The organism is Shinella sp. WSD5-1, assembly GCF_963942435.1.
GTDB lineage: Bacteria > Pseudomonadota > Alphaproteobacteria > Rhizobiales > Rhizobiaceae > Shinella > Shinella yambaruensis.
In genome coordinates this window covers 673,372-698,579 of record NZ_OZ012597.1, presented here as the reverse complement: position 1 = coordinate 698,579, position 25,208 = coordinate 673,372, and the positions used below count along the sequence as shown (strand labels likewise).

The 25,208-nt window shown below is 67.1% G+C and carries 21 protein-coding genes; 9 read left to right on the top strand and 12 right to left on the bottom strand.

What is annotated here, in order from left to right; all coding sequences use genetic code 11:
- Positions 1 to 5: 5 nt before the first annotated feature.
- From AABQ55_RS26460 to AABQ55_RS26435, 6 genes are all read right to left on the bottom strand, one after another.
- Entirely contained in the window at positions 6 to 2,225 is a 2,220-nt protein-coding gene (locus AABQ55_RS26460) for a glycosyltransferase family protein (RefSeq protein ID WP_272807882.1), read from the bottom strand.
- On the bottom strand, positions 2,222 to 2,662 hold the full coding sequence (locus tag AABQ55_RS26455) for a hypothetical protein (RefSeq protein WP_272807883.1): 441 nt from the start codon (positions 2,660 to 2,662) through the stop codon (positions 2,222 to 2,224). The genes AABQ55_RS26460 and AABQ55_RS26455 overlap by 4 nt, the downstream gene beginning before the upstream one ends.
- A 115-nt stretch (positions 2,663 to 2,777) precedes the next feature.
- Positions 2,778 to 4,454 carry a heparinase II/III domain-containing protein gene (locus AABQ55_RS26450; protein WP_272807884.1) on the bottom strand — a complete coding sequence of 559 codons (1,677 nt, stop codon included), beginning with the start codon at positions 4,452 to 4,454 and terminating at the stop codon, positions 2,778 to 2,780.
- Positions 4,455 to 4,872: 418 nt separating this feature from the next.
- Positions 4,873 to 5,823: an L-arabinose ABC transporter permease AraH gene (gene araH, locus AABQ55_RS26445; protein WP_272807885.1), complete on the bottom strand. Its 951-nt coding sequence runs from the start codon at positions 5,821 to 5,823 to the stop codon at positions 4,873 to 4,875.
- On the bottom strand, positions 5,820 to 7,334 hold the full coding sequence (araG, locus tag AABQ55_RS26440) for an L-arabinose ABC transporter ATP-binding protein AraG (protein ID WP_244766540.1): 1,515 nt from the start codon (positions 7,332 to 7,334) through the stop codon (positions 5,820 to 5,822). Before araG ends, araH begins: the two co-directional genes overlap by 4 nt.
- Before the next feature lie 78 nt (positions 7,335 to 7,412).
- Complete coding sequence (locus tag AABQ55_RS26435) at positions 7,413 to 8,396, bottom strand: arabinose ABC transporter substrate-binding protein (protein WP_244766541.1); 984 nt, start codon at positions 8,394 to 8,396, stop codon at positions 7,413 to 7,415.
- 185 nt (positions 8,397 to 8,581) lie between these two features.
- Between AABQ55_RS26435 and AABQ55_RS26430 the strand changes: the two genes are divergently transcribed.
- Genes AABQ55_RS26430 through AABQ55_RS26420 form a run of 3 tightly spaced genes read left to right on the top strand, consistent with a single transcriptional unit; the run spans position 8,582 to position 11,324 of the window.
- Positions 8,582 to 9,352, top strand: a complete 771-nt coding sequence (locus AABQ55_RS26430; RefSeq protein ID WP_443021175.1) for a FadR/GntR family transcriptional regulator — start codon at positions 8,582 to 8,584, stop codon at positions 9,350 to 9,352.
- A gap of 35 nt (positions 9,353 to 9,387) precedes the next feature.
- Positions 9,388 to 10,536: a galactonate dehydratase gene (gene dgoD, locus AABQ55_RS26425; RefSeq protein ID WP_244768269.1), complete on the top strand. Its 1,149-nt coding sequence runs from the start codon at positions 9,388 to 9,390 to the stop codon at positions 10,534 to 10,536.
- A gap of 11 nt (positions 10,537 to 10,547) precedes the next feature.
- The gene (locus tag AABQ55_RS26420) at positions 10,548 to 11,324 is read left to right on the top strand and encodes an SDR family oxidoreductase (RefSeq protein ID WP_272807887.1); all 777 of its coding nucleotides are present in this window, start codon (positions 10,548 to 10,550) and stop codon (positions 11,322 to 11,324) included.
- Between the two features lie 244 nt (positions 11,325 to 11,568).
- On the opposite strand, the gene AABQ55_RS26415 is transcribed toward AABQ55_RS26420, so the two are convergent.
- The gene (locus tag AABQ55_RS26415) at positions 11,569 to 12,774 is read right to left on the bottom strand and encodes an ROK family transcriptional regulator (RefSeq protein WP_272807888.1); all 1,206 of its coding nucleotides are present in this window, start codon (positions 12,772 to 12,774) and stop codon (positions 11,569 to 11,571) included.
- A 188-nt stretch (positions 12,775 to 12,962) separates the two neighbouring features.
- On the opposite strand from AABQ55_RS26415, the gene AABQ55_RS26410 reads away from it, so the two are divergent.
- The 6 genes from AABQ55_RS26410 to AABQ55_RS26385 all read left to right on the top strand — a co-directional run bounded on the left by AABQ55_RS26410 (position 12,963) and on the right by AABQ55_RS26385 (position 19,004).
- The gene (locus AABQ55_RS26410; protein ID WP_272807889.1) at positions 12,963 to 14,201 is read left to right on the top strand and encodes an extracellular solute-binding protein; all 1,239 of its coding nucleotides are present in this window, start codon (positions 12,963 to 12,965) and stop codon (positions 14,199 to 14,201) included.
- 69 nt (positions 14,202 to 14,270) lie between these two features.
- Complete coding sequence (locus AABQ55_RS26405; protein WP_272807890.1) at positions 14,271 to 15,155, top strand: carbohydrate ABC transporter permease; 885 nt, start codon at positions 14,271 to 14,273, stop codon at positions 15,153 to 15,155.
- The gene (locus AABQ55_RS26400) at positions 15,155 to 16,000 is read left to right on the top strand and encodes a carbohydrate ABC transporter permease (RefSeq protein ID WP_272807891.1); all 846 of its coding nucleotides are present in this window, start codon (positions 15,155 to 15,157) and stop codon (positions 15,998 to 16,000) included. The genes AABQ55_RS26405 and AABQ55_RS26400 overlap by 1 nt, the downstream gene beginning before the upstream one ends.
- Before the next feature lie 2 nt (positions 16,001 to 16,002).
- Entirely contained in the window at positions 16,003 to 17,019 is a 1,017-nt protein-coding gene (locus AABQ55_RS26395) for an SIS domain-containing protein (protein ID WP_272807892.1), read from the top strand.
- Positions 17,020 to 17,943, top strand: coding sequence for a PfkB family carbohydrate kinase (locus tag AABQ55_RS26390; RefSeq protein WP_272807893.1), 924 nt, complete (start codon positions 17,020 to 17,022; stop codon positions 17,941 to 17,943).
- Entirely contained in the window at positions 17,940 to 19,004 is a 1,065-nt protein-coding gene (locus tag AABQ55_RS26385; RefSeq protein ID WP_272807894.1) for an ABC transporter ATP-binding protein, read from the top strand. The genes AABQ55_RS26390 and AABQ55_RS26385 overlap by 4 nt, the downstream gene beginning before the upstream one ends.
- A gap of 3 nt (positions 19,005 to 19,007) precedes the next feature.
- Here AABQ55_RS26385 and AABQ55_RS26380 read toward each other — a convergent pair whose 3' ends face one another.
- The 5 genes from AABQ55_RS26380 to AABQ55_RS26360 form a co-directional block, all read right to left on the bottom strand.
- Entirely contained in the window at positions 19,008 to 19,913 is a 906-nt protein-coding gene (locus AABQ55_RS26380) for a siderophore ABC transporter substrate-binding protein (RefSeq protein WP_272807895.1), read from the bottom strand.
- 44 nt (positions 19,914 to 19,957) lie between these two features.
- Positions 19,958 to 22,267 carry a TonB-dependent receptor gene (locus AABQ55_RS26375; RefSeq protein ID WP_272807896.1) on the bottom strand — a complete coding sequence of 770 codons (2,310 nt, stop codon included), beginning with the start codon at positions 22,265 to 22,267 and terminating at the stop codon, positions 19,958 to 19,960.
- 132 nt (positions 22,268 to 22,399) lie between these two features.
- Positions 22,400 to 23,371 carry a FecR family protein gene (locus tag AABQ55_RS26370; protein WP_272807897.1) on the bottom strand — a complete coding sequence of 324 codons (972 nt, stop codon included), beginning with the start codon at positions 23,369 to 23,371 and terminating at the stop codon, positions 22,400 to 22,402.
- A gap of 93 nt (positions 23,372 to 23,464) precedes the next feature.
- Positions 23,465 to 23,977, bottom strand: coding sequence for an RNA polymerase sigma factor (locus AABQ55_RS26365; RefSeq protein WP_272807898.1), 513 nt, complete (start codon positions 23,975 to 23,977; stop codon positions 23,465 to 23,467).
- A gap of 229 nt (positions 23,978 to 24,206) precedes the next feature.
- On the bottom strand, positions 24,207 to 25,082 hold the full coding sequence (locus AABQ55_RS26360) for a helix-turn-helix transcriptional regulator (protein ID WP_272807899.1): 876 nt from the start codon (positions 25,080 to 25,082) through the stop codon (positions 24,207 to 24,209).
- Positions 25,083 to 25,208 lie beyond the last annotated feature (126 nt).

The window sequence follows — 25,208 nt, the reverse complement described above, 5'->3', positions numbered from 1 at the left end:
CGTCCTCACAGGCTGCCGAGTTTGGTGATGTCCCAGTCGGTCCGGACGATGCGGGCATGGTCCTCGACATAGCGGGCAATGTCCCGCGCCCCATTGGTCCAGGCGATCGACCGGCAGCGGCGCACGACGCTCTCCCGCTCGACGGGGTCCAGCAGGCGCTCCACATGGGCCGCGACGAAGCCGAGGTCGTAGTCGCGGCGCATCAGCCAGCCGCGGCCGGTGAGTTCCGCCCAGCGGGCGCGGCTCGCCTGCAGGTCCATCTCGTCGGCCTCGTTGGGCACGAACAGCGTCGGGATCGCGCCGAGCACCTGTTCGTGGAACGTATTGTAGCCCGCCGCCGTGATCGCCGCGTCGAAGGCGTTGCTGAAGCGGAAGCTCGGGAAGAGCTCGACGACCCGGTGCCGCTCGCCCAGCCTTTCGAGGCCGGCGGCCTCGGGCGTGATCGGCGAGCGGATTTCGAGCGCGATCGTGTCGGGGCGGCGCAGCACTTCGGCAAGCAGCGCGCCGCGCACCTCCCGCATGTCGAAATTGGCGCCCGAGCCGAGCTGGAAGGCGACGACGGTCATGCCCTCGGGCAGGTCGAGGGCGGCGCGCGCGCTTTCGCGCACCATGCGCTCGGCCGGATCGAGATGCAGGACGGGCGGCACGAGGAAGGTTTCCTTGCGGCAGGCCGCCGTCGGGCCATGGTCGAAGGTCTCCGCCAATTCGCCGGGTTCGATCACCGCATCGAAGCGGTCGGAGAAGTCGAGGAACACCCGGTGGCATTCCCGCCAGAGCGGCCGGCGCACCCAGATCTTGAAGATATCGGGAAACGCGCCGAGCGCCCGGGTGACACCCTCGAAGACCGCCGTCGCATCATAGGCGAAGACCGCGGGGCGCAGATGGGCGATGAGCTCGAACAGCTCCTCGGCAAGGCAGGTGTTCCAGTCCTCGGGGTCGGCGTCGAGGATGCGGTGGTGCGGCAGGAAATGCGCCTGGTAGCCCTGCTGCACGGCGGCCTTCATGGAATAGGACATGGTGGCGAAGACCGGCGTCAGGCCTGGCGGCAGCCGCTGCGCGATGGCGAGCTGCTGGGCGAGGTGCCCGACGCCGATGCCGTTGCTGGAGGCGAAGAGCACGTTGCGTTGCGGCAGGGCGGGGAAAAGCCGGCCCTGCGGCGCTACCGCCTCGTCCGGTGCCGCCATGATGCGGGCGAGGCGATCGGCGTAGATCGCCGCGTCGTGGTTGTTCTCGACGAAGCGGCGGGCCTGTTCGCTTTGTGACCGGTAGCGTTCCGGGTCGCTCACGAAGCCGTCGATGAGGCGCTCGACATCGGCCGGCTCGCCATAGACCGCGGCCTTGCCGAACAGCAGCGCGAAATGTGGGGGCAGGATGACGACGAGGCCGGTCGCGAGCGCTTCGAGGATCGTCCGCCCGAAGGCCTCCGACCAGGCCGGATCGTGGAAATAGACGTAGAAATCGAGCGTGCCGAGGAAGGCCGGGACATCGTCCCAGGTGAAGGGCACCAACTCCCAGTTGGGCGGGATCGTGCCGTATTTTTCCGCAAGGAAGGCATCGGCGCCGAGCGCGCGCACGCGAAACCGCGCGCCGTCTGCCGGATAGGCGAGCAGCACCTCCTCGGCGGTCGGCCATTTCAGCGGGTCGGGGCGTGAATGCCGCCCGATGACGACGGGATAGGCGGGCTGGCGGGCCGGTTTGGCCGCCCAGTCGTCGAGGTCGATGAGATTGCCCCAGTCCTCTTCCAGCATGTGCGCATAGGGCGGCAGGCGGCGTGGAAGGCTGTCGCGCACGACGGTGCTGACCGGCGCCAGGAACACGTCGCTGCCGAAGGCGTCGCAGGCATGGGCGACGACGCGGTCGAGATCGTATTGCCGGCGGCCGTATCCGTCATACATCGGGTGGTGCAGCACGACCAGCAGCCTGTCGGCGGTGATCGACAGCGGGCGCGTCGGGCGGTTCTCGATGATCGTCGGATGGTGGATCAGCACGAGGCGGGCATGAAGGCGCATGTCGGGGTCGATGCGCTCGGTCAGCCCCTCGTCGATCAGGCGCCGCAGGTCCGGATGCATGGGGAAGGGCAGGCCGAGCAGCGGCCCCTTGATGGCGAGCAGCCCGGTGCGCAGGCCCGCCCGCGCCGCCGTGCGGATTTCCACGGCGAGCGCCGTCGAGGTTCCTCCCTCGAAGCGCACATCCGCGACGAAGAGGACGTCGAGAGCCGTGCTCATCGATCGGTCCGCGCCGTCATCGGGGGCGCTGCGGCAAGGAAGACGTCGATGTTCTGGCCGTAGCCGATGACATGCACCGGCTGCCATTTCGACACGAGGAGGCGCCAGCGCCTGGCGAGATAGGCGTTCCAGGAGATCTCGGCGGCATGCAGCTTCTGCTCGAGGGCGGAGGGCAGGTATTCGAAGATGGCGTTCCTGTCGCGGAACCGCATGAAGTCGAGGCTGTCGGTGAGATAGACGATCCTGTGCTTCTTGCCGAAGCGGCGGGCGGTCACGTCGATGATCTCGTCGATCTGCTCTGCCTCGATGCCGATGAGCGTGACGATGATCGTGGTAAGCGCGGGTTGCGAGGCGTAGATGGCGAGGGTTTGCTCCGGCGCATCGTCCGGTGCGGCGGGCTTAGGGCCGCGTTGCGGCAACCAGCCGAAAATCCCCATTTCGCCTCCCCTCTCGATCCCCCGGGCGGGCCTGAAAGCGCCTTTGGATCAAGGCTATTGCCGGGATCGGGGACTGTCAACGAAGGGGCGGGCGGAAAATGCGGGAGGCGAGGGATCAGGCGTCGAGCGGCCAGTCGGCAATGGCGGCGGGGCGCCATCGCGAAGGCCGGCCGGCGGCGAACCGGACGATGACGAATTGCGTTCCGGCGGCCGCGGGCACGCAGAAGAACAGCCGGCCGAAGGCGGCATTGCTGCTTTCGCCGTCGGGGGAAGGGGTGGGCTCGAACAACCAGGCGAGGCCGTCCGGCGCCAGGATCTCCGCCGTCACCGCCGCGCCGTCGAGGGTGAGGAGGGCGCCGGGGCCGTCGAGCGCCGCCGCGGCTTCGGTGTAGAGCTGCCAGGTGCTCGCCGGGGTGGCGGCGCCCTCCTCTCCCAGCTCGTCGACGATGAAGACCGTGTCGGTGCCCTCGAGAACGGCGCCCCGGCGCCAGCCGACCGGCCATCCGTCATCGCTGACCGCGTAGGCGGCAAAACGGCGGTCGCCTTCCCGTCCCGTGCCGAGGAGCCTCGCAAAGGCTGCGGTCGATTGCGGCGCGCCATCGATCAGCAGGGTGCTGTGGGCCGCGGCCTGCGTGCGGAAGTAGCCGAACCGCCGCCCGGGCTCGAAATAGCCGGGGAGGGCGTAGTTTTCCCGGCCGAGCTCGCTGACGAAACGCCGGCCGGCCATTTCCAGCACGAAGGTGCCGAGGTCGAGATGGGCGTGGTTGACGTCGTTGCACCCGCCCTTCAGCACCAGCCAGGTCGTGCCCGCGCGCAGCACGGCAAGGCCTGCCGGCTCATAGGCGGACGGTGCATCGTCGGGCGGCGGCGGCTCCGTCTCCGGCGCGCACCACAGGAGGTCGAAAGGGTGCGGGTCGCCGGGCGCGGCGTGCTGCCAGGCCATGGCCGCCGCCTCGCCCGCGCGGCCGGCGAGCCAGCCGAGCACGGGCGCGCGGCGCGGCCGTTCCGTCGCATCGCCGAAATTGAACACGCGGCCGCTCGGGCCGGTGAGGTCGCGGCCGTATCGCCAGGTGCGCGCGAGCGCGGCGGGCACCTCCGACCCAGGCCCGATATCATCGAGAAGGGCGTGGGCGAGCACCGCGTAGCGGACGGCATATTCCCAGTAGTCCGGGCCCTCGTCATAGCCGCCATCGACGCCGAAGGCGGAAAGCCCGTGCCGCAGTGCGGGTACAAAACAGGCCAGGGCGTCGCGCGCGAGAGGATGGCCGGTGCCGGCCATCGCGGCGGCGCCGGCGATCATGCCGGTGCAGCAGACGATGTTCCAGTTGTTGCAGGCCGTCATCCAGGGCACGCCGGCCGCGGCGGCGGCAAGGCCGGGGGAAAGCCCCTTTTCGACGATCGCCGCGGCGATCGTGTCGTGCTCCGTGCGGGCGAGCAGCGGGCGGGTCCAGCAAAGGCCGAGCGCCATGCCGGTCGTCATCTCGGCGGTGTCGAGGAAATGCGAGGGGTTCCAATCGGCAAAGGCGGCGGCGTTCAGAAGCTCGCGGATCGCCCGCCGGCGAAAGGCACTGCCGCCGACCAGGCAATCGGCAACGGCCAGCGTCGCGACGCGATCGAACAGCTTGCGGCTCGTCGGAAGGATGACGTCGCGTCCGTCTTCCCGCTCCAGTTCAAGCAGGGGAGAGGCATGGATGTCCCCGGCGACCCGCAGGACCGCCTCGGCATAGCGACTTCCGGCAGCGGAGGACCGGGCCGAAGACCGGATCTGTCCCGCATCCAGGGATAGGATCAATAGTTCCTGTTCCTGGCCCCGCGCGTGGCGCTCGACGTATCGACCTGCGTCTTCTTGGCGACCTTGCAGGGCACTTGCTTGCCCTTGACAGTACAGACCGTGGGCTTGCCTGAACTCGTCTCGCAGCCACTCAGTAACACAGCCGCCGACAGGAGAGCCGCGAGGGAAGTCCACTTTGCTACTACGAACCTAGTCATGGCCGTGTCCACCCGAAATTAGCAAGTCTGCATGGAAAGCGACAAGCCGGGCAAAGTCAATATCTCCTCTGCCCAAAACAGGGTCTTTCGCACGGCCATGTGGCGTGTCGGCAGGCAAAGCCGGTCCGGCCGAACATTCGATCGGATGTTTTGCCTGTTTGCAGTTCGCAAAGCCGCCCTCCGGCGCGCGAATCGCCCGGGCGGCTCGCGGCCTGCCCGGACTAGGCGCGCCGGCCGGCGGCGGCCGAGCGCAGGTTGTCGAGCAGCACGGCGAGCAGCAGGATCAGGCCGCGCACAACATACTGGTAGAAGGCCTGGATGTTGAGGAGGTTCATGACGTTCTCCGCGATGCCCATGATCAGCACCCCGACGATGACGCCCGTCATCGCCGCCCGCCCGCCGGCCAGCGACACGCCGCCGAGCACGCAGGCCGAGATGACCGAAAGCTCGAGGCCCGTCGCGGCATTCGGCTGGCCGGAGGTGATGCGCGAGGCCAGCAGCACGCCGGCGACGGCGCAGACGAGGCCTTGCAGCGCGAAGATCCAGATGCGCATGTTGGAGACGTTGACGCCGGCAAGGCGCGAGGCTTCCGGATTGCCGCCGATCGCCAGCGTGTTCTTGCCGAAGACGGTGCGGTTCAGCACGAAGCCGAAGATGATGAAGAAGACGGCCATGACCCAGATCGGCGTCGGGATGCCGAGGAATTTCGACAAGGCGAGCTGGTAGAAGCCCGAGTCGTTGATGCCGACGGCGCGGCCGTCCGAGGCGATCAGCGCGAAGCCGCGCACGATCTGCATGGTGGCGAGCGTCGTGATCAGCGCGTTGATGCGGAAGCGGGCGATCACCACGCCGTTGACGAGGCCGACGCCGCCGCCGCAGATCAGCGCCGCGATGAGGCCGACGAGGATAGAGCCCGAGGCGTTGGACGCCATGACGGCGACCATGCCGGAAAAGGCGACGGTGGAGCCGACCGACAGGTCGAAGTCACGCGAGGCGAGGCAGAACATCATCGTGCAGGCGACGATGCCGATGGTGACGACCGACTGCAGGAGGCCGAGCATGTTGCGCTCGGTCAGGAAGTTGGGCACCGTCAGGGCCACGATGGCGAAGGCGACGGCGAAGATGACGACCAGACCCTGTTCGCCGAGGAGGAGTTTTTTCAAGGACGTCATCGGGACTTGACCTGCTGGTTGGGAACGTCGGGAAGGGCGGCGGCGAGGATGCGGCGCTCGTCGAAATCGGCCCGCTCGATATCCGCGGCGACGCGGCCCTCGCACATGACCATGATGCGGTCGGTGATGCCCATCACCTCGGGCAGTTCGCTGGAGATGACGACGATCGCCATGCCCTGTCCGGCGAGTTCATAGAGGATCTCGTAGATTTCCGACTTGGCGCCGACATCGATGCCGCGCGTCGGCTCGTCGATGATGAGGACCTTGACGCCCTGCTCGGACAGCCAGCGGCCGAGAATGACCTTCTGCTGGTTGCCGCCGGAAAGGTTGACGATCTCCTGCTTGCGGGAGGGCGTGCGCACGCGCAGCCTGGCGATGAAGCGGTCGGCAAGCTCGGCCTCCTTCTTCGGCTGGAGGATGCCGAAGGGGGAGAAATGCCGGCGCGAGGAGATCGCCATGTTCTCCTCGATGTTGCGGCCCTGCACGATGCCGTCGAACTTGCGGTCCTCCGGGCAGAGCACGATGCCGGAGCGGATCGATTGCGGCGGGCTGTCCGGGGCGACGGCCTTGCCGTCGACGCTCACCGTGCCCTGCGAGCGGCTGTCCGCGCCGTAGACGAGGCGTGCCATCTCGCTGCGGCCGGCGCCGATGAGGCCGAAGAAGCCGAGGATCTCGCCCCGGCGCACGGAAAAGCTGATCGGTGTGCGCAGCTTGCGGCCGGCGAGGTCCTTCACCTCCAGCCGCACGGCGCCGCGCTCGCGGGGGCGGAAACCCCAGATATTGGCGATCTCGCGACCGACCATTTCGGAAATGATCTGGTCGCGCGTCACCTTGGATATATCAGGATGGTGGGCGGCTAGCTTGCCGTCGCGCAATACGGTGAGGCTGTCGCACAGGCGAAAAATCTCGTCGAGGCGGTGCGAGACGTAGAGGATGATCTTGCCTTCGGCGCGCAGGCGATCGATCAGCGCGAAAAGGATCTCGCTTTCGCGCGAGGAGAGCGAGGAGGTCGGCTCGTCGAGGGCGATGACGCGCGCATCGGCCATCACGGCCTTGGCGATCTCGACCATCTGGCGCTCGCCGATCGACAGCGAGGCGACCTTGGCGGCCGGATCGATGTCGATGCCGATATCGTCAAGCTTTTGCTTCACCACGCCGACGAGACGCGTGCGGTCGATGATGCCGGCCTTGCCGGGGAAGCGGCCGAGCCAAAGGTTCTCGGCGACCGTCAGCTCGGGCACGAGCTGCAGTTCCTGGTGGATGACGATGACGCCCGCCTCGAAGGCGTCGCGCACCGAGCGATAGTGCTGCGCCTTGCCGTCGATCAGGATCTCGCCGGTGTCGGCGGACTGGTCGCCCGAGAGCACGCGGATGAGGGTCGACTTGCCGGCGCCGTTTTCACCCATCAGGCCGTGCACGGCGCCCTTCTTCACGCAGAAGGAAACGTCGGCCAGCGCCTGCACGCCGGGATATCCCTTGGATATCGCGTTGAATTGAAGAAAGTCCTGCATCTCTCCACCCCGAAAGAAGGCCCGGCGGCCCAAAGCCTTCAACTGCGCCGCCGGGCTGACGTCATCCTGGGAGGATGATTATTCGATGCCGAGGTCCTTGCGTACCTGCTCGTAATTGTCGCGCAGGGCGACCTGGCCGGCCGTCAGGATGAGCTTTTCCGGTTCCTTGCCGTTGGCGACCCACTCGAACATGTTGAGCGCGGTCTCGTAGCCATGGCGCTTCGGCGAGATGATCACGGTGCCGAAGAAGCCGGTTGCCGCGGGCTTCTTGAACTCGTTGATCGCCGAATCCGCACCGCCGATGCCGACGCCGATCATGCTGTCGGCGGCAATGCCGACGCTTTCGGTGGCGCGCACCGCGCCGAGCACGGCTTCGTCATTGAGGCCGACGGCGACCCAGTGCTTGATGCCGGCATTCTTGTTGAGCACGACGGTGGAGGCGTTGAGCGCCGCTTCCGTGTCGGTCTTGGCCTGTGGGGCGTCGAAGATGTTGGCTTCCGGGAAGCCGGCGGCCTTCAGCACGGAGAGCGCACCTTCGACGCGGTCGACGGCGGTCGGCAGCTGGTCGTAGGACACGCGGATCGCGCCGACGTCCTTCATGTCCCATCCACGCTTCTTGATTTCCGCGACGATGGTCTCGCCGACGGCCTCGCCGATCTTTGTGGCCGAGATGCCCATATGCGGCACGTCTTCGATCGGGCTGCCATCGGCGTTGACCAGGCGGTCGTCGACGGTCATCAGCTTGAGGTCGTTGGCGGCCGCCTTGGCGACGATGCCCGGGCCGAGCTTCACGTCGGGTGTGCAGATGATGAAGCCCTGGGCGCCCTGCGCGCCGAGATTGTCGATGGCCGACTGGACCTTCTCGCCGTCCTCGGCGCCGATCTTGACGAGGGTGAAGCCCTTCTCCTTGGCGGCGACGTCGGCGAACTTCCATTCGTCCTGGAACCACGGCTCTTCCGGCTGCTTCACGATGAAGCCGATCTTCACGTCGGCGGCGAAGGCGGAGGTTGCGGCGAATACGGCGACGGTGCCAGCCAGGATGGCTGCTTTGATAAAGCCCATGTCTCTCTCCCAAGTTAACTGCGCCTGCAGTGTGGTTTGGTGTAGTGTCTTTCATCATATCCGTCAATTGTCTTTGTATGATGAATGAAATATCAGTGTATGATAGTAGCGTCGGGACGATGCGAAGCGGGCCGTCGCCATCGGGCGCGAAACGGGCTATGCATCGCGGACGGAATGGGTGGAGAATGATCGTGCAGGAACAGGACGGGCGCGCGGGCGTGGTCGATGGCGAGGGCGGCGTGCGGCGCCCCCGGGTACAGAAGAACGTCACGCGGGCGATCGCCTCGGATATCTGCGCCGACGTCTTCCCCATCGGCGGTTTCCTGCCGACGGAAAACGAGCTGTGCCTGCGCTACGGCGTCAGCCGCACCGTCATCCGCGAATCGCTGAAGATTCTCGAATCCAAGGGTCTGGTGCGCGGGCGCTCCCGGGTGGGCACGCTTGTCTGCCCCAAGGAGGAGTGGAACATCCTCGACCAGCAGGTGCTGGAATGGATCGGCCCGCGCATCTTCGAGTTCGATCTTCTCACCTGCGTGCTCGATGCGCGCCGCGCCATCGAGCCCTTTGCCGCCGAATTCGCCGCCGAGCGCGCGACCGTGCAGGACGTGGCGGAAATCGAGCGGGCCTGGGAGCGCATGCGCGACGCGGAGAGCGATCTCGATGCATTCTCGCAGGCGGACTTCGCCTTCCATGCCGCCCTGCTGAAGGCCAGCCACAACCAGGTCTTCATGCAGCTCGCCAGCATCATCCAGGCGGCGCTCGAATTCTCGCTGCATGCCTCCGCCGAAGCCGCGGATGCCCGGGACGAGGCGCTGGAAATCCACAAGCGCCTCGTGGACGCGCTGCGCATGCGCGACAAGGCGGCGGCGCGCGAATGTTCGCACCGCATGCTCGATCTTGCCGCGCGCGACCTTGCCATCGCCGTCAAGAACCACCCGGCGCCGGCCGGCGCCTGACCTCATTCCCTTTCCTGTTCCCAGACGAGTGTCCCATGAAGATCACGAAGCTCACGACCTATATTGTTCCGCCGCGCTGGCTGTTCCTGAAGGTTGAGACGGACGAGGGCATCGTTGGCTGGGGCGAGCCGGTGGTGGAGGGCCGCGCGCTGACGGTGGAGGCGGCCGTGCACGAGCTTGCGGACTATCTCGTCGGCAAGGATCCGCTTTTGATCGAGGATCATTGGCAGGTTATGTATCGCGCCGGCTTCTATCGCGGCGGCGCCGTGCACATGTCGGCGCTCGCCGGCATCGACCAGGCGCTCTGGGACATCAAGGGCAAGGCCTATGGCCAGCCCGTCCATGCCCTGCTCGGCGGCCAGGTGCGCGACAGGATCAAGGTCTATTCCTGGATCGGCGGCGACCGGCCCTCGGACGTTGCCAACAATGCCCGCGAAGTCGTTTCCCGCGGCTTCAAGGCGATCAAGCTCAACGGCTGCGAGGAGATGCAGATCGTCGACAGCTGGGACAAGGTGGAGAAGGCGGTGGAGACCGTCGCCGTCATCCGCGAGGCGATCGGCCCGCATGTCGGCATCGGCGTCGACTTCCACGGCCGCGTGCACCGGCCGATGGCCAAGGTGCTGGCGAAGGAGCTCCAGCCCTACAACCTGATGTTCATCGAGGAGCCGGTACTGTCGGAGAACCGCGAGGCGCTGAAGGAGATCGCCAACCATTGCGCGACGCCGATCGCGCTCGGCGAGCGGCTCTATTCGCGCTGGGACTTCAAGTCGGTGCTGTCGGACGGTTATGTCGACATTCTCCAGCCGGACCTTTCGCATGCGGGCGGCATCACGGAATGCCGCAAGATCGCGGCGATGGCGGAGGCCTATGACGTGGCGCTGGCGCCGCATTGCCCGCTGGGCCCGATCGCGCTTGCGGCCTGCCTGCAGGTGGATGCGGTGTCGCACAATGCCTTCATCCAGGAGCAGAGCCTCGGCATCCACTACAACACGGGCAACGACATCCTCGACTACATCTCCAACAAGGCGGTGTTCCACTATGCCGACGGCTTCGTGTCGATCCCGCAGGGGCCGGGCCTCGGGGTGGAGGTGGACGAGCAATACGTCATCGAGCGGGCGAAGGAGGGCCACCGCTGGCGCAACCCCGTCTGGCGCCATGAAGACGGCAGCGTGGCAGAGTGGTGAGGAGAGCGGAGATGGGCGGACGCCTTGATGGAAAACGGATCGTCGTCACCGGCGCGGCGCAGGGCATCGGCCTTGCCATGGCCGAGTGCTTCCTTGCCGAAGGGGCGAGCCTCTTCCTCATCGACCGGGACGGCGGCCTGCTCGCCGCCGAAGCCGGGCGGCTTCGTGCCGGCGGCGGCCGGGTCGGCCATGCCGCGGCCGATATCACCGATGCCGACGCCATCGCGCGGGCGGTGGCCGCAGCGGCGGTCGAGATCGGCCGGCCGAACGCGCTCGTCAACAATGCCGGCGTCAACGTCTTCTTCGAGCCGCTGACGCTTTCGGACGCCGACTGGCAGCGCTGCTTCGACATTAACCTCAAGGGTGCGTGGAACTGCAGCAAGGCCGTGCTGCCTGGCATGATCGAAGAGGGCGGCGGGGTGATCCTCAACATCGCCTCGACCCATGCCTTCACCATCATCCCGCACACCTTTCCCTATCCCGTCGCCAAACATGCGCTGCTCGGCATGACCAAGGCGCTCGGCCTCGAATATGCGGGGCGGGGCGTGCGCGTGAACGCGCTGGCGCCCGGCTATGTGCGCACGCAGAAGGCCGTGGAATACTGGAACAGCTTTCCCGACCCGGTCGCCGCCGAGGCGGAGACGATGGCGCTGCATCCCGGCGGGCGCATCGCCTCGCCGGAGGAGATCGCCAAGGCCGCGCTCTTCATGATCTCGGACGAATGCCCCTTCATGAACGCCACCTGCCTGACGGTGGATGGCGGGATGAGCGTGCTGCATCACCCCTGAGCGGGCGGATTTTTCGGTAGCTGAAAAAAAAGAGGCCCCGCACGAAGCGGGGCAGCGAGCGCCACGGTTGGCTCCCAATGACGCGGGGAAGCTCGCGGGTTGCGCGAGTGATACCCCAGTAGGGTTTTGCCGGAGCGCAGGGAAGGTCTGATTCGGCGATTCCGGTACGCTCGTGCAAATAAACTGCAGATGCAGCCGTTTTGGCCGCGGCGCGGCCGGAAAATGCCTGCGAAACAGGCAGGCTTCAGGAGGCCGTTTTCAGGATCGCGGAAAAGCGCGGGTCGAAGGCGCGGCGGATCGGCTCGGCCGCCGCGCCCAGCGCGACGGCCCAGGGACCGATCATGCCGAGCTGCAGGCGCGGCAGTGTGCGGCCGGGCCGGTCGGCATTGGAGGGGATGAGCGGGAACATCGCGTCGAACAGCCGCTTGGCCAGCGGTTCCGGCGCGCTGCCGGAGAGGATGACGGTCTGCGGGTCGAAGATGGTCTCGACCATGTGCACGGCCTGGCGCATGTCGGCCGCCGCATCCGCCAGCCAGGCGAGGATGCGCGGATCGTCCGCAAGCGTTCGCCGCTCGACCTCGGCATAGGCTTCCGTAGTCGCCGAATCGAGGCCGAGATGCTGGAACAGCGAGGCGAGCGACGACCGGTGCTCCAGCGGCGACCAGGTTCCGCCGCGCGAGAACAGCACCATGCCGATCTCCCCGGCATTGCGGTTGCTGCCGGTATAAAGCTCCCCGCCGAGGATGAGGCCGGCGCCGATGCCGTAGCCGAAATAGATGCACACGGCGTGGTCGAGGCCGTCGGCCGAACCGTTCATGCGCTCCGCCGCCGCGCAGGCTGTCGCGTCGTTCTGCAGGCTGGTGGCCAGCCCCGTGCCGGCGGCCAGCGTTTCGACGAGCGGAAAGGCCTGCCACTCGGCCATCATCCAGGTCTCGTCGTCGGAGGGCGCGAGGCCGAAAGGCCCGGGCATCGCAAGGCCCAGCCCGGCCAGCCGGTGCGCCGATTCGGGAATGCGCCGCGTGAGGTCGGCGCGCATGGCCTCGATGAGGCGAAGGATCAGCTTGCAGCCCTCCACCGGCCCGCCCGGCGGAAGGTTGGCCACCGTCCGGGCGACCTCCTGTCCCATCAGGTCGACGGCGACGAGACGCGTCAGGTGCCGGTCGATCTGCACGCCGAGCGCGAAGGCGCCCTCCGGCACGAGCCGGTAGGGGGTCGAGGGCTGGCCCCGCCCGCCGCGCACCACCTCTTCCGATGCGACGAGACCGTCCGCCTCGAGGTTTTCGACAAGGTTGGAAATGGTCTGCTTGGTCAGCCGCGTGGCGCGGGCGAGATCGGCGCGCGACAGCGGTCCGTTCAGCCGGATGGCCTCGATGATGACGCGCCGGTTATGGGCGCTGGTGCCTTCCTGGTTGGTCCCGCTCTTGGCGCGGATCGTCCGCAGTTCGTTCATCGACATCCCCTCTTGACACCATTTGAATAATACAGAACATTTAAGTCAAGAAGTTTGACTTAATAAGGAGCCGGAGAGCTCCGGGGAACGGCGGCGGGTCTCCCGCCATGATCCGGCGATGAACCCGCAACGACCGGGGTGCCTGCAGGGCGCCTTCGGATGCATGAACCAAACAGGAGGACGCAATCATGTTGAAATCGATGAAGAAGACCTTGCTCGGCGCGGCGCTGGCTGCCGGCGTTTCCGCCCCGCATGCCTTCGCGGAGACGACGCTCAACGCGCTCTTCATGGCGCAGGCCGCCTATAGCGAGGCGGACGTGCGCGCCATGACGGACGCCTTCACCAAGGCGAACCCGGACATCAAGGTGAACCTGGAATTCGTTCCCTACGAGGGCCTGCACGACAAGACCGTGCTCGCCCAGGGCTCCGGCAGCGGCTATGACGTCGTGCTCTTCGACGTGATCTGGCCCGCCGAATATGCGACGAACAACGTGCTGGTCGACGTCTCGTCCCGCATCACCGACGAGATGAAGAAGGGCGTGCTGCCGGGCGCCTGGACGACCGTCGACTATGACGGCAAGTCCTACGGCATGCCGTGGATCCTCGACACCAAATACCTGTTCTACAACAAGGAAATCCTCGAGAAGGCCGGCATTTCGGCGCCGCCGAAGACCTGGGCCGAACTGAACGAGCAGGCCAGGATCATCAAGGACAAGGGCCTGCTCGCCACCCCGATCGCCTGGAGCTGGTCGCAGGCCGAGGCGGCGATCTGCGACTACACCACGCTCGTCAGCGCCTATGGCGGCGAATTCCTGAAGGACGGCAAGCCGGCCTTTGCCGAGGGCGGCGGTCTCGATGCGCTGACATACATGGTCGACAGCTACAAGTCCGGCCTCACCAATCCGAACTCCAAGGAGTTCCTCGAAGAGGACGTGCGCAACGTCTTCCAGAACGGCGAGGCAGCCTTCGCGCTCAACTGGACCTACATGTACAACATGGCCAATGGCGGGGAAGACAGCAAGGTCGCCGGCAAGGTCGGCGTCGTGCCCGCGCCGGGCGTTGAGGGCAAGAGCGAGGTCTCGGCTGTCAACGGCTCGATGGGCCTCGGCATCACCACGACCAGCAAGAGCCCGGACGAGGCCTGGAAGTATATCGTGCACATGACCTCGCAGGAGACGCAGAACGCCTATGCCAAGCTCAGCCTGCCGATCTGGGCGTCGTCCTACGAGGATGCCGCCGTCACCGCCGGCCAGGAAGAGCTGATCGCCGCCGCCAAGCTCGGCCTTGCCGCCATGTATCCGCGGCCGACCACGCCGAAATACCAGGAGCTCTCCACCGCTCTCCAGCAGGCCATTCAGGAAGCCCTGCTCGACCAGGCATCGCCGGAAGACGCGCTGAAGTCGGCGGCGGACAACAGCGGCCTTTGAGGTTCGGCCTTGCGGGCGACGCCGGCCGCCCGCACACTCGCCCTTCCTGAAATCGACGAAGAGGACGCTATGTCCAGCACCTGGATGACGACCCGGGCATGGCTTCTCATGCTGCCGCTGCTGGCGGTCATGCTCGCCGTGATCGGCTGGCCGATGGTCGATACCGTGCGGCTTTCCTTTACGGACGCCAAGCTGATCGGTTCCGGCGGCGCTTTCGTCGGCTTCGACAACTATCTGAAAATGCTGTCGAACAGCAATTTTCAGCGGGCGCTCTACGCCACGACCTGGTTTGCCGTGGTCTCCGTGACGGCGGAGATGGTGATCGGCGTTCTGGCCGCCCTGCTGCTGAACCAGCGGTTCTATGGCCGCACCGTGCTGCGCGCGCTGCTGATTCTGCCCTGGGCGCTGCCGACGGTGGTCAACGCGACGCTCTGGCGGCTCATCTACAATCCGGAATACGGCGCGCTGAACGCGGCGCTGACGCAGGTCGGCCTCATCGACGGCTATCGCTCCTGGCTCGGCGAGCCCGGCACCGCCATGACGGCGCTGATCGTCGCCGACTGCTGGAAGAATTTTCCGCTCGTCGCCCTCATCGCGCTCGCCGCCCTCCAGGCCGTGCCGCGCGACATCACCTCCGCCTCTCTCGTTGACGGTGCCGGCCCCTTCGCGCGCTTCCGTTTCGTCATCCTGCCCTATCTTGCCGGCCCGCTGATGGTGGCGCTGGTGCTGCGCACCATCGAGGCCTTCAAGGTGTTCGACATCATCTGGGTGATGACGCGCGGCGGCCCGGCCAATTCGACGCGCACCCTGTCGATCCTCGTCTACCAGGAGGCCTTCTCCTTCCAGCGCGCCGGCTCCGGCGCCTCGCTCGCCCTCGTCGTCACCCTCATCGTGACGGTGCTGGCGGTCGGCTATGGCATGCTCGTGCGGCGCACGGCGGGGAGCGCCGCCTGATGGAACGCCGCAGCCTTCTCGCCTCGATCCTCATCCACGCCGCCGCGCTACTGCTCGCCGCCGTCATCGTCGCGCCGATATTCTGGCTCTTCGTGATGAGCATCTCGCCGGCGGCCGATCTCGTGGCGCGCCCGCTGCGCTGGTGGCCGGGCACGGTCGATTTCTCGCGTTATGCCACGCTGCTGTCGACCATCCCGAACAGCGCGGGCGCCAATTTCGTCGCCTCTCTTGTCAACAGCATCCTCGTGGCGGGCATGGCGACGGTCGCCGCCGTCGTGCTTGCCGTGCCGGCCGGCTGGGCGGTCTCGCGCACGCCCTCGGTCGGCTGGTCGCTCTCGCTGGTCATCGCCACCTACATGCTGCCGCCGGTCGCGCTTGCCGTGCCGCTCTACATGGCGCTCGCCACCTTCGGGCTGCTCAATTCGGTCTTCGGCCTGGCGCTCGTCTACCTCACCATCCTCGCGCCCTTCACCACCTGGCTGATGAAGTCCGGCTTCGACGGCATTCCGCGCGAGATCGAGCAGGCGGCGATGATGGACGGGGCGAGCCTTCTTGCGACGTTGCGCATCATCACCCTGCCGCTCGCCATGCCGATCGTCGCCACCGCGGCGCTTTTCGCCTTCCTGCTCGGCTGGGACGAGTTCTTCTATGCGCTGCTCTTCACCTCGGACCAGCGCGCCCGCACGCTGACGGTCGCAATAGCCGACCTCGCGGGCGGCCGGGTTTCCGACTACGGGCTGATCGCGACGGCCGGAGTCCTGGCCGCGCTGCCGCCGGTCCTGGTCGGCCTCATCATGCAACGGGCCCTGATCTCGGGCCTTACCAGCGGCGGTGTGAAAGGATGACGATGAACACGACTGCATCCCGGCCGGAAGGCCTCAAGGCGATCGATCGGGAAATGGCGCGCCAGCATGCCGATGCGCTCGCCTCCTTCCGCAACAACGGCGCGATGGCCGAAAGGGCCGCCGCCAGCCTGAAACGCACCGGCCGGCTGCTGCTTCTCGGCATGGGCGGCTCGCAGGCCGTCGGCCGCGCCGTCGAGCCGCTCTACCGCCGCCTCGGCATCGAGGCGATCGCCCTGCCGCTTTCCGAGCAGCTTGGCGCGCCGCTCGCCATCGACGGGCGCACGGTCTTCGTCACCTCGCAGTCCGGGGAAAGCGCGGAGGTGCTGCGCTGGTTCGAGGAGACCGGCGGCAATGACGAAACCTTCGGCTTCACGCTCGAAGGCGGCTCCTTCCTCGCCCGCACCGCGCCCTGCCTCGTCGGCCATGGCGGCACGGAGCAGGCCTTCGCCGCGACACGCAGCCTGACAGTGAGCTTCTCGCTGCATCTGGCGATCCTCGCCACCCTCGGCGAAGATATCGCGCAGGCGGTCCATGCCCTGGAGAACCCGCGGGAACCGGCCATCGACGCGGCGCTGGCCGAACTGTCCGGCGTGCGCTCCGTCGTGACGTCCGGGCGGCGGCTGCAGGGGCTCGCCGAGGCCATCGCGCTCGGCTTCACGGAACTGTCGCGCCTGCCGTGCTTCTCGCTGGAAGGCGGCCAGCTGCGCCATGGGCCGATGGAAATGCTCTCGCCCGATGTGGGCGTGGTTCTCTTTCGCAGCGACGACGCGACGACGGATCTCGTGACGGCGATGGCGACTTCCGTGGTCGAGGCGGGTGCGAAGCTCGTCATGTTCGACGCGTCCGGCCGCCCGCCGGTCGAGGGCGCGGCGACGATCGCCTTTCCGCCGCTGACCGGGCTTGCCGCCGTCTTCGCCATGCTGCCGACGGCGCAGCGGCTGATGATCGCCTTCGCCGCCGCGCGCGTCGCCGATGCCGGCACGCCGGTGCGCTCGACGAAGATTACCCGGAGTGAATGAGTGAAGCCGCTTGCCGTCGTCGGAAACGTCAATGTCGACCTGATCATGGGGCCGGCCGCGCCCTGGCCGCAGCCGGGCACGGAAAGCATCGTCGAGCATGACGAGCTGCGCGTCGGCGGTTCGGCGGGCAATGCCGCGCTCGCCTGGATGGCGCTCGGCACGCCCTTCGAGATCGCCGCCAGCATCGGCCGCGACCAGTTCGGCCGCTGGCTGGCGGAAAGTTTCGGTGCGCGCGCAAGCACCTGGCCGGTGCACGGCGACAGCACGACGCTTTCCGTCGGCATCACCCATCCGGACGGCGAGCGCACCTTCTTCACGACGCGCGGGCACCTGCCGCTGTTCAGCCTGGAGGATGTCTTCGCGGTGCTCGACGGGCCGCGGCTTGCCGGCGGCATCGTGCTGCTCTGCGGCTCCTTCCTGACGGAGAAGCTGGTGGAGGATTACGACCGGTTCTTCGACTGGGCGGATCGCCACGCCATTGCCGTCGCCCTCGATACCGGCTGGCCGCTGGAGGGCTGGACGGAGGCCAACAGGCGGGCGGCGAAAGGCTGGCTGTCGCGCTGCCGGATCGCGCTGTTCAACGAGGTGGAGACGACCAGCCTTGCCGGCGTTGCCGATCCCGCCGCGGCCGGGCGCATCCTGCGGCACGGCATGCCGGACGGGGGCATCGTCGTCGTCAAGTGCGGCCCGAAGGGTGCGATCGCCGTGGATGCCGACGACCGGGTTGTCCGCGCTGCGGCGCCTTCCGTGCGGGTCGTCGATACGATCGGCGCGGGCGACGTCTTCAACGCCGCCTTCCTCGCCGCGCATGCGGCCGGGGAGGCGCTGCAGGCGAGCCTTGCCGCCGGCACGGCGGTGGCCTCGCGCGCCATTTCCACCCATCCCCGAAGCTACGCACCGACCGCGCAGGACGTTCCGGCATGAGCACGCTGACCATTGACGCCATCCGCAAGAGCTACGGCGCCGTCGAGACGCTGAAGGGCATCGACATCGCGCTCGAAAGCGGGGAGTTCCTCGTGCTGCTCGGCGCCTCCGGCTGCGGCAAGTCCACGCTGCTCAACATCATCGCCGGCCTTGCCGAGCCGACGAGCGGCGATATCCGCATCGACGACCGCTCCATTGTCGGCGTGCATCCAAAGGACAGGGACATCGCCATGGTGTTCCAGTCCTATGCGCTCTATCCCAATCTCACCGTGCACCGGAACATCGGTTTCGGCCTCGAAATGCGCAAGGTGGACAGGGCGGAACGCGACCGGGCCGTGCGCGAGACGGCGAAGCTCCTGCAGATCGAAAACCTGCTGGAGCGCAAGCCCGGCCAGCTTTCCGGCGGCCAGCGCCAGCGCGTGGCGATCGGCCGGGCGCTGGTGCGCAACCCGAAGATCTTCCTGTTCGACGAGCCGCTGTCCAACCTCGATGCGAAGCTGCGCATGGAGATGCGCACCGAGCTGAAGCGCCTGCACCAGATGACGAGGACGACCGTCGTCTATGTCACGCATGACCAGATCGAGGCGATGACGCTCGCCACCCGCATCGCCGTCATGCGCGGCGGCCGGATCGAACAGCTCGACACGCCGGAGAACATCTACAACCGGCCGGCGACGCTCTATGTCGCAACCTTCGTCGGCGCACCGCCAATGAACCTTCTGGCCGCGACGGCGGGCGAGGGCGGCTTGCGGATCGACCGCACGGATATCACCGTGCCCGTGCCGGACCTGGAAAGTATCGCGCCGGGCCGCCGGCTCGTCCTCGGCATCCGGCCGGAGGCGATGGAACGGTCGGGCGCGGGCGTGCCGCTCACGGCGCGCTGCGAGGTCGCGGAGCTGACCGGGCCGGAGCTGGTCGTCACGGCGGCGATGGGCAACCAGCGCCTCGTGGCCGCCCTGCCGGCGACCGCCCGCGTCGCGGCTGGCGACGAGATCGCCCTTGCCGTTGCGCCCGCCGCCTTCCACGTCTTCGACGCGGAGACGGAGCAGCGCCTGAACTGACGGTTATCTCGCCGCGCTAAAGGCCTCGGCGATGGCGGAATAGACGCGGATCATCGCCTGCGCGCCGCCGGCGGCGATGTAGAAGTCGCCGGACGGCAGGTAGACGACCTGGTCCTTCTTCCACGCCACCGTCTCGGCGACCAGCTCGTTGTCGAGCGTGATCCTGGCATTCTGCTCGCTGGAGCCGATCGCGGCGGCGCGATCGAGCACGATCAGCCAGTCCGGGTTCGCCTCGCGGATGAACTCGAACGACACCGCCTCGCCATGCGTCGCCGCCTCCACCTCGGTGATCGCCGGCGGGAGGTCGAGCGAGCGGTGCAGCCAGCCGAAGCGCGAGCCGGGGCCGTAGGCGGTGACCTTCGGCCCGTTGGTCATGACGATCAGCGCCTTGCCCTTGCCGGCAACCGCGGCGCGGGCCGTTTCGATGGCGTTGTCCAGGTCCTCGCGGGCGGCCTCGGCTTCGGCCTCCTTGCCGAACAGGCGGCCGTAGGTGGCGATGCGCGCACGCGCCTGGTCGACGAGGTCGTCGCCGTCCATCGTCATGTCGATGGCCGGGGCCACCTTGGCCGCGGCCTCCACCTTGGTGGAGGAACGGCCGCCGAGGATGATGAGATCGGGGGCAAGCGCGCTCAGCGCCTCCAGGTCCGGCTCGAAGATGTCGCCGACCGCGCTCGCGCCGTCCTTCAGGTGCGACAGCTCCCTCAGATAGAGATTGGACGGCAGGCCCGCCGGCTTCACGCCGAGCTTGTCCAGCGCGTCGATGGCCGCGATGTCGAAGACGGCGACGGTGGTGACGGGCGTTGCCACGGTCTTGCGGCCGGCGGCCGTGTCGATCTCCACATCGGCGGCGCCGGCAACGCCGGCGGCAAGCAGGACGGCCGCGAGGGCAAGGGATTTCAGGCGTTTCATGTCTGTCTCCGATAAGGCCCCGGCGGTCGGCCGGGGCCATGTCATCAGAACGTGGCGCGCAGGCTGACGAGGAACGCGCGTCCCGGCTGGTAGAGCGGCTTCACCTCGCCGAATTCCTGGCCATAGGTCGCGCGGTCGGTATAGGTCTCGTTGAAGATGTTCTTCACCTCGGCGCGCAGCGTCAGGTTCTGGTGGCTCGGCGGCTTGTACTCGACGAAGCTGTTGACGACCTGGTAGGCCTTGAAGGCCGGGCTGCCGTCTGGAACCTTGTCGTATTTCGGCGCGATCTCGATATCACCGCCGACGGTGAGGCCCCAGTCGGCGAAGGTGTGGGCGGCGGAGACCGTGATGATCTCGCCGACCGGCGTCGTGAGGTAGGTGCCGGTATCGGAATCGGCCGGCTTGCCGTCGATCAGCGTGTCGATATTGGCATATTTCACGCGGATGTAGCCGTCCGTCCAGTCATAGCCGGCACCGATGGAGAAGCCTTCGGATTCGACCTGCCGTGCCGCATAGGCATAGGCGTATCGGGCGGCGCGCGCATTCTCCATTTCCGTGCGGAAGATGGAGCCTTCGACGCTGAAGCCCTGATATTTCGCGAGAAGGCCGACCGTATAGTTGTCGGATGTGGTCGGCTCCGGCTCCGGGAGATAGGTCCAGGCCGGGTTCATGATGAAGTTTTCCGCCAGCGGAATGCCGGCCCAGACATGGGAATAGCCGGCCTTGGCCGTCAGGAAGTCCGCAATCAGGTCGTATTCAGCGGAAATATTGCCGCTGAGGCCGGAATTGTCGAATTCCTGGCCGCCCGTGCCGGTGAACCACTGGTGATCCGCCCGCCCGCCGAAGGAGAGGCGCGCACGTTCGAAGGGCTCCAGCCGTGCCTGGACATAGGCGCCGAGATTGCTCGCCTTTTCCGTCGCCGGCTCGAACATGTCCTCGAGTTCCGCCCTGTCGCGATAGAAGTCGATGCCCGCCGTGACGGTGCCGAGATCGAAATGGAAGCGGTTCTCGAACTTGCCGTTGAACGTGTCCGTCGCGCCGGCCACCGGATAGGTTTCCGGATTGGTCCCCGGCCTCAGGAAAACCGTCGTGCCGACCTTCGTCCGGCCATAGGCGAGCACCAGCTTGGGATCCCACCAGCCCTCGGACGTCGTGTCCGTATAGGTGAAGACCGTGTTGGTGCGGTTGAATTCGTAGTCGCGCACCAGCGGCTCCCAGGGCTTCGCCCCGGTCGTCGTGCCCATATTGGCGCGGAACGGGCGCGGCGCCTCGTCCTTGATCGCCTCGTGGCTGAGCTCGACGCGGTCGCCGCTTTCGAATTCATAGGCGATTTTGCCGATGCCGCTCTGGAAATGGGTGCGCGTGCCGAGCACCTCGTCGCCGTTGCCGGCGGAAAACTCCTGGCCGCGGCCGATGTTGAAATAGCCGAGATATTCGAAACCGTCCTGCTTGCCGAAGGTCGAAAGGCCCGTGGTGAAGATGTTGCCGTTGGTGTTGAAGCCGGAGTGGACGAAGCCGCCGTAACCGTTGGCCTGGAGGAAATCGCCGACATCCTTGGTCTCGTAGACGATGGAGCCCGCAAGCGCGCCCGGGCCGGCATCGGCCGGCGCAACGCCCTCGTCGACGCTGACGGCCTTCAGCAGCGTCGGGTCTATCAGCGTCGTCGCATTGTGGTGGAAGACCTTGTTGTTCTGGCGGCTGCCGTCGATGGAGATCGCAAGGTTGGTTTCCTCTATGCCGTTGACATAGACCTTCTGCGACATGGGCAGCGAGGAGCCGACCTTGACGCTCGGCTCCTCGCGGAAGACGTCCTGGATGGTGGCGGGGTTCTTGCGTTCGAGGTCCCTGGCGGAAATGTTCAGTTCACTGACGTCGCCCTGGCCGACCTTTTCGCCCTCCACCGTGATCCGGTCGAGCGTCGTCGATCCGTCTTCCACGGAACCGGTGACGAGCGGGGAGAGATGCGCGGCGGTGACGATCGCGGTGCCGTCGGTGGTGACCGAATGGCGCGTGTCTGTGCCTTCGAGAAGCCGGGCAAGCGCCTCCTGCGGCGTAAACGCGCCCTTGACCGGCCGGGATGTCAGCCCGCGCGAGGTGGCGGCGGCAAGCGAGACCTGCAGGCCGGATTGCCGGCCGAAAGCGTTGAGCGCGCCCGCCAGCGGCTGGGCGGGAATATCGAATGCCATGGTGCCGACGCGGGCGGATTTCGCCTGGGCGGCCGCCGGCTGCAGGACCGCCTGCGGCAGGCTGAAGACGAGTGCGGCGGCGGTGGAGACCATCAGCCTGGCCATGAAGACGGTACGCGTGCGCGCCCCGGCGCGCGACGTGGTCGATCGATCGATATGCAAACGCATTTTACCCCCGGTATATCCTCGGGATGCGCCGCCCCTGAAGCGCGCATTCCCGGTGCAGAGACGATCGCCTCGGGAATCTTTTTCACGCTTCCGGCAAATTTCCTGAATTTTTCGGAAAACTTTCCGAAAGGCTCAGTAGCGCGAGACGATCCGGGTATAGGGGGAGATGGAACGCACCTTGCCGCCATAGGGTTTTACCAGCGCCTTCAGCGCCCGGTCGGGATCGCGGAGGTCGTAGAGGCCGGTGACGCGCTGGCGGCCGAGCGTGCGGTCCGGCACGCTGATCCAGGCGGAATGGTAGCGTTGCAGGCGCGCGACGACGCTGTCGACGGTAACGTCGTTGACGAAGAGCAGGCCGCTCCGCCAGGCGCCGATCTCCTCCAGCGGAACCGTCGCGCGGGTGATCGCGCCGGTCGCGCCATCGACCGTCGCCATGTCGCCCGGCGCCATTTCGGCAACGGCATGCGTTTCGCCCTCGCCGGAAATGCCGACCACGCCGCGGGCGAGCTGCACTGTGGTCGCGGCGTCGTCGAGCGCCACGTCGAAGGCCGTGCCGAGCACGACGACCCGGGCATTGCCGGCCTCCACGGTGAAGGGGCGCCTGCCGTCATGCGCCACGTCGAAGAAGGCCTGACCGGCAAGGAGGCGCACATGGCGGCCCTCCGGCGTCAGCTCGACGTCGATGGCACTGTCGGCGGACAGGTTCACGGCGCTGCCGTCGGCGAGCGTCACTATCCGGCTCTCGCCGGTGCCGGTGCGAAAATCGGCCTGCAGCCAGATCATCAGGGCAGGGGCGGCGAGCACGACGAGAAGCGCGGCGGCAAGGGCGAGGGCGATGCCCGCCGCAAGGGGCTTGCGGCTGCGGCGGGGCAGGGTCGCGACCGGGCGGGCCGGCCACAGGTCGACATGGCGCGGCCGCACCTCGCCGAGGGCGTCCCATGCCTTCAGCGCGTCGCGCCAGGCGGCGCGGTTGATCTCCGCGCGCGCGAGCCAGTCCTCCACGTCCCGGGCGGCCTGCGGACAATCGGGATCGGCCTTCAGCCGCAGCAGCCAGTCCATGGCCTCTTCGATCGCGCGGCGCTTTTCGCTGTCGTCCTGAATCAAGTTCTTACCCGTGCCCCGGCTCCCCATGCCGCGCATGGCGTTCTAGCCGAATATCAGATTGCTGCGTAGGGACGATTTGCGCGCGGATTTTTTTCACGGGGCGTCATTGCCGAGCCGAAGCGCGATCTCCACCAGCGCGGCGCGGACATGGCGGTGGGCGGTGGCGACGGAGATGCCGAGATGGGCGGCGACTTCCTCCAGCGTATAGCCACCGAAACGGTGCATCTCGAGCGCCACGCGCACGTCCAGCGGAAACCGGTCGAGCACCTCGGCGATCGCCCGCACCTCGTCGGAGACGAGCATGGTCTCCTCCGGTGTCTCGACGGCGCGGGGCATGGACCAGAACGGCGGCTCGTTGTCCTGTTCCCTCATCTCGATCCTGCGCCGCTTGATGAGGTCGAGGCAGAGATTGCGCACGATGCGGTAGAGATAGGCGAGCGTCTGGCCGGCGGAGGCGCCATAGGTGTTGGCCGGCGAAAAGCGCAGGAAGGCATCCTGCACGATATCCTCCGCCGCCTCGCGCGAGCCGAGGATCCGCGTCGCATAACGGACGAGGGCAGGGCGGTGGGCGGCGTAGAGCAGCGAGGTGGCATCTCCCTCCTTCACGGCGCGGCCTCTTCGATGCGGCTCCAGCGGGAGGCGGTGGGCGGAACGCCGGCCCGGCGTGTCACGCTGCGCGCCAGAACCTCTCCCGTCCGCCTTCCGGCATCGCCGCGCGTCGCCGCCATTGCCAACCCTTCAGAATCGCCGCGCCCCGGGCGGCGGCCGTGTGTCCATGAGACATAGCTTAACTTGATTTATCAGGTCAAGTTTATCGCCGGCAAGCGGCCGCCCGTCACGCCCGCCGATGCTTCGGCGTTACGCCATAGGCCTTCTTGAAGGCGGTGGTGAAGCTCGATGGGTTGCGGTAGCCGGCAAGGTAGGCGGCCTGCGAGATCGGAATGCCGTCCCGCTCCAGCGCGGCGCGTGCCGTTTCCAGCCGCTCCTGGCGGATGAAGTCCGACACGGTCGTGCCGAAATGCTCCTTGAAATGGCGCTGGATGGAGGAGGTGCTGATGCCGACCTCCCGCGCGATGCGGTCGAGCGTCAGGTCCTCGCAGACATGGGCGAGGATATAGTCGCGCACCTTCTCGCCCTGCCGGCGACTGAGCGCCGTCGGCTGGTGCGGTTCGGTCGCATCGGCCTCGACGAGAACCGAGCAGGCCTGGCACATGATGTCGAAGGCGTGCGAATTGCGGTAGAGCGTCAGGAGTTCGCCCGCCATCGTGCCCGGCGGCTTGAGGATGTGCTCGGCGATCTGGATGAGGTGGCGGTTCGGGGCGAAGCTGAATTCGGCGAGATGCCGGGTGAAGAAGGCGCGCAGCTTCGGCATGCTCGTCGGCTGCGAGCGTATCAGCCGGTCGACCCACGGCAGCGGCGCGGAGATCATCACCTTGCGCAGCGGCGTCGTGCTTTCGTTGACGAACTGCAGCTTGCAGTCTCGCCCGACATTCAGCATGAAGACGGTCGGCTCCGGGTTTGCCGCATCGCCCGCATCGATGCGGAAATGTTCCCCGTCCATCACGAAATGCTGCCGGCCCTGCAGGAGGACCATGATCAGGAATTTCGGCCAGACGTCGTAGAGATTGTCGTCCGGCGTGCAGCTTGCCGGGCCATCCATGGCGCCGACGAACAGGTGCTGGGGAACTTCCGGTTTGATCCTGATGTTCAAGACGCCGCCCTCTTGCATCGCCTTTTTCCGCGCGAACTGACCCCGGCTGCCGCTTCCGCAAAGTTTTCTGCGGTCTCCGCGAAAGTCTTTGCGGTCGACAGCCGATCCAAGCTACTGGCATAGTTG

Excerpts from the sequence above, each read along its gene's own strand:
- AABQ55_RS26460 (WP_272807882.1), bottom strand. The coding sequence starts at position 2,225 with ATGAGCACGGCTCTCGACGTCCTCTTCGTCGCGGATGTGCGCTTCGAG.
- AABQ55_RS26455 (WP_272807883.1), bottom strand. The coding sequence starts at position 2,662 with ATGGGGATTTTCGGCTGGTTGCCGCAACGCGGCCCTAAGCCCGCCGCA.
- araH (WP_272807885.1), bottom strand. The coding sequence starts at position 5,823 with ATGACGTCCTTGAAAAAACTCCTCCTCGGCGAACAGGGTCTGGTCGTC.
- araG (WP_244766540.1), bottom strand. The coding sequence starts at position 7,334 with ATGCAGGACTTTCTTCAATTCAACGCGATATCCAAGGGATATCCCGGC.
- AABQ55_RS26435 (WP_244766541.1), bottom strand. The coding sequence starts at position 8,396 with ATGGGCTTTATCAAAGCAGCCATCCTGGCTGGCACCGTCGCCGTATTC.
- AABQ55_RS26430 (WP_443021175.1), top strand. The coding sequence starts at position 8,582 with ATGATCGTGCAGGAACAGGACGGGCGCGCGGGCGTGGTCGATGGCGAG.
- dgoD (WP_244768269.1), top strand. The coding sequence starts at position 9,388 with ATGAAGATCACGAAGCTCACGACCTATATTGTTCCGCCGCGCTGGCTG.
- AABQ55_RS26420 (WP_272807887.1), top strand. The coding sequence starts at position 10,548 with ATGGGCGGACGCCTTGATGGAAAACGGATCGTCGTCACCGGCGCGGCG.
- AABQ55_RS26415 (WP_272807888.1), bottom strand. The coding sequence starts at position 12,774 with ATGAACGAACTGCGGACGATCCGCGCCAAGAGCGGGACCAACCAGGAA.
- AABQ55_RS26410 (WP_272807889.1), top strand. The coding sequence starts at position 12,963 with ATGTTGAAATCGATGAAGAAGACCTTGCTCGGCGCGGCGCTGGCTGCC.
- AABQ55_RS26405 (WP_272807890.1), top strand. The coding sequence starts at position 14,271 with ATGTCCAGCACCTGGATGACGACCCGGGCATGGCTTCTCATGCTGCCG.
- AABQ55_RS26400 (WP_272807891.1), top strand. The coding sequence starts at position 15,155 with ATGGAACGCCGCAGCCTTCTCGCCTCGATCCTCATCCACGCCGCCGCG.
- AABQ55_RS26395 (WP_272807892.1), top strand. The coding sequence starts at position 16,003 with ATGAACACGACTGCATCCCGGCCGGAAGGCCTCAAGGCGATCGATCGG.
- AABQ55_RS26385 (WP_272807894.1), top strand. The coding sequence starts at position 17,940 with ATGAGCACGCTGACCATTGACGCCATCCGCAAGAGCTACGGCGCCGTC.
- AABQ55_RS26380 (WP_272807895.1), bottom strand. The coding sequence starts at position 19,913 with ATGAAACGCCTGAAATCCCTTGCCCTCGCGGCCGTCCTGCTTGCCGCC.
- AABQ55_RS26375 (WP_272807896.1), bottom strand. The coding sequence starts at position 22,267 with ATGCGTTTGCATATCGATCGATCGACCACGTCGCGCGCCGGGGCGCGC.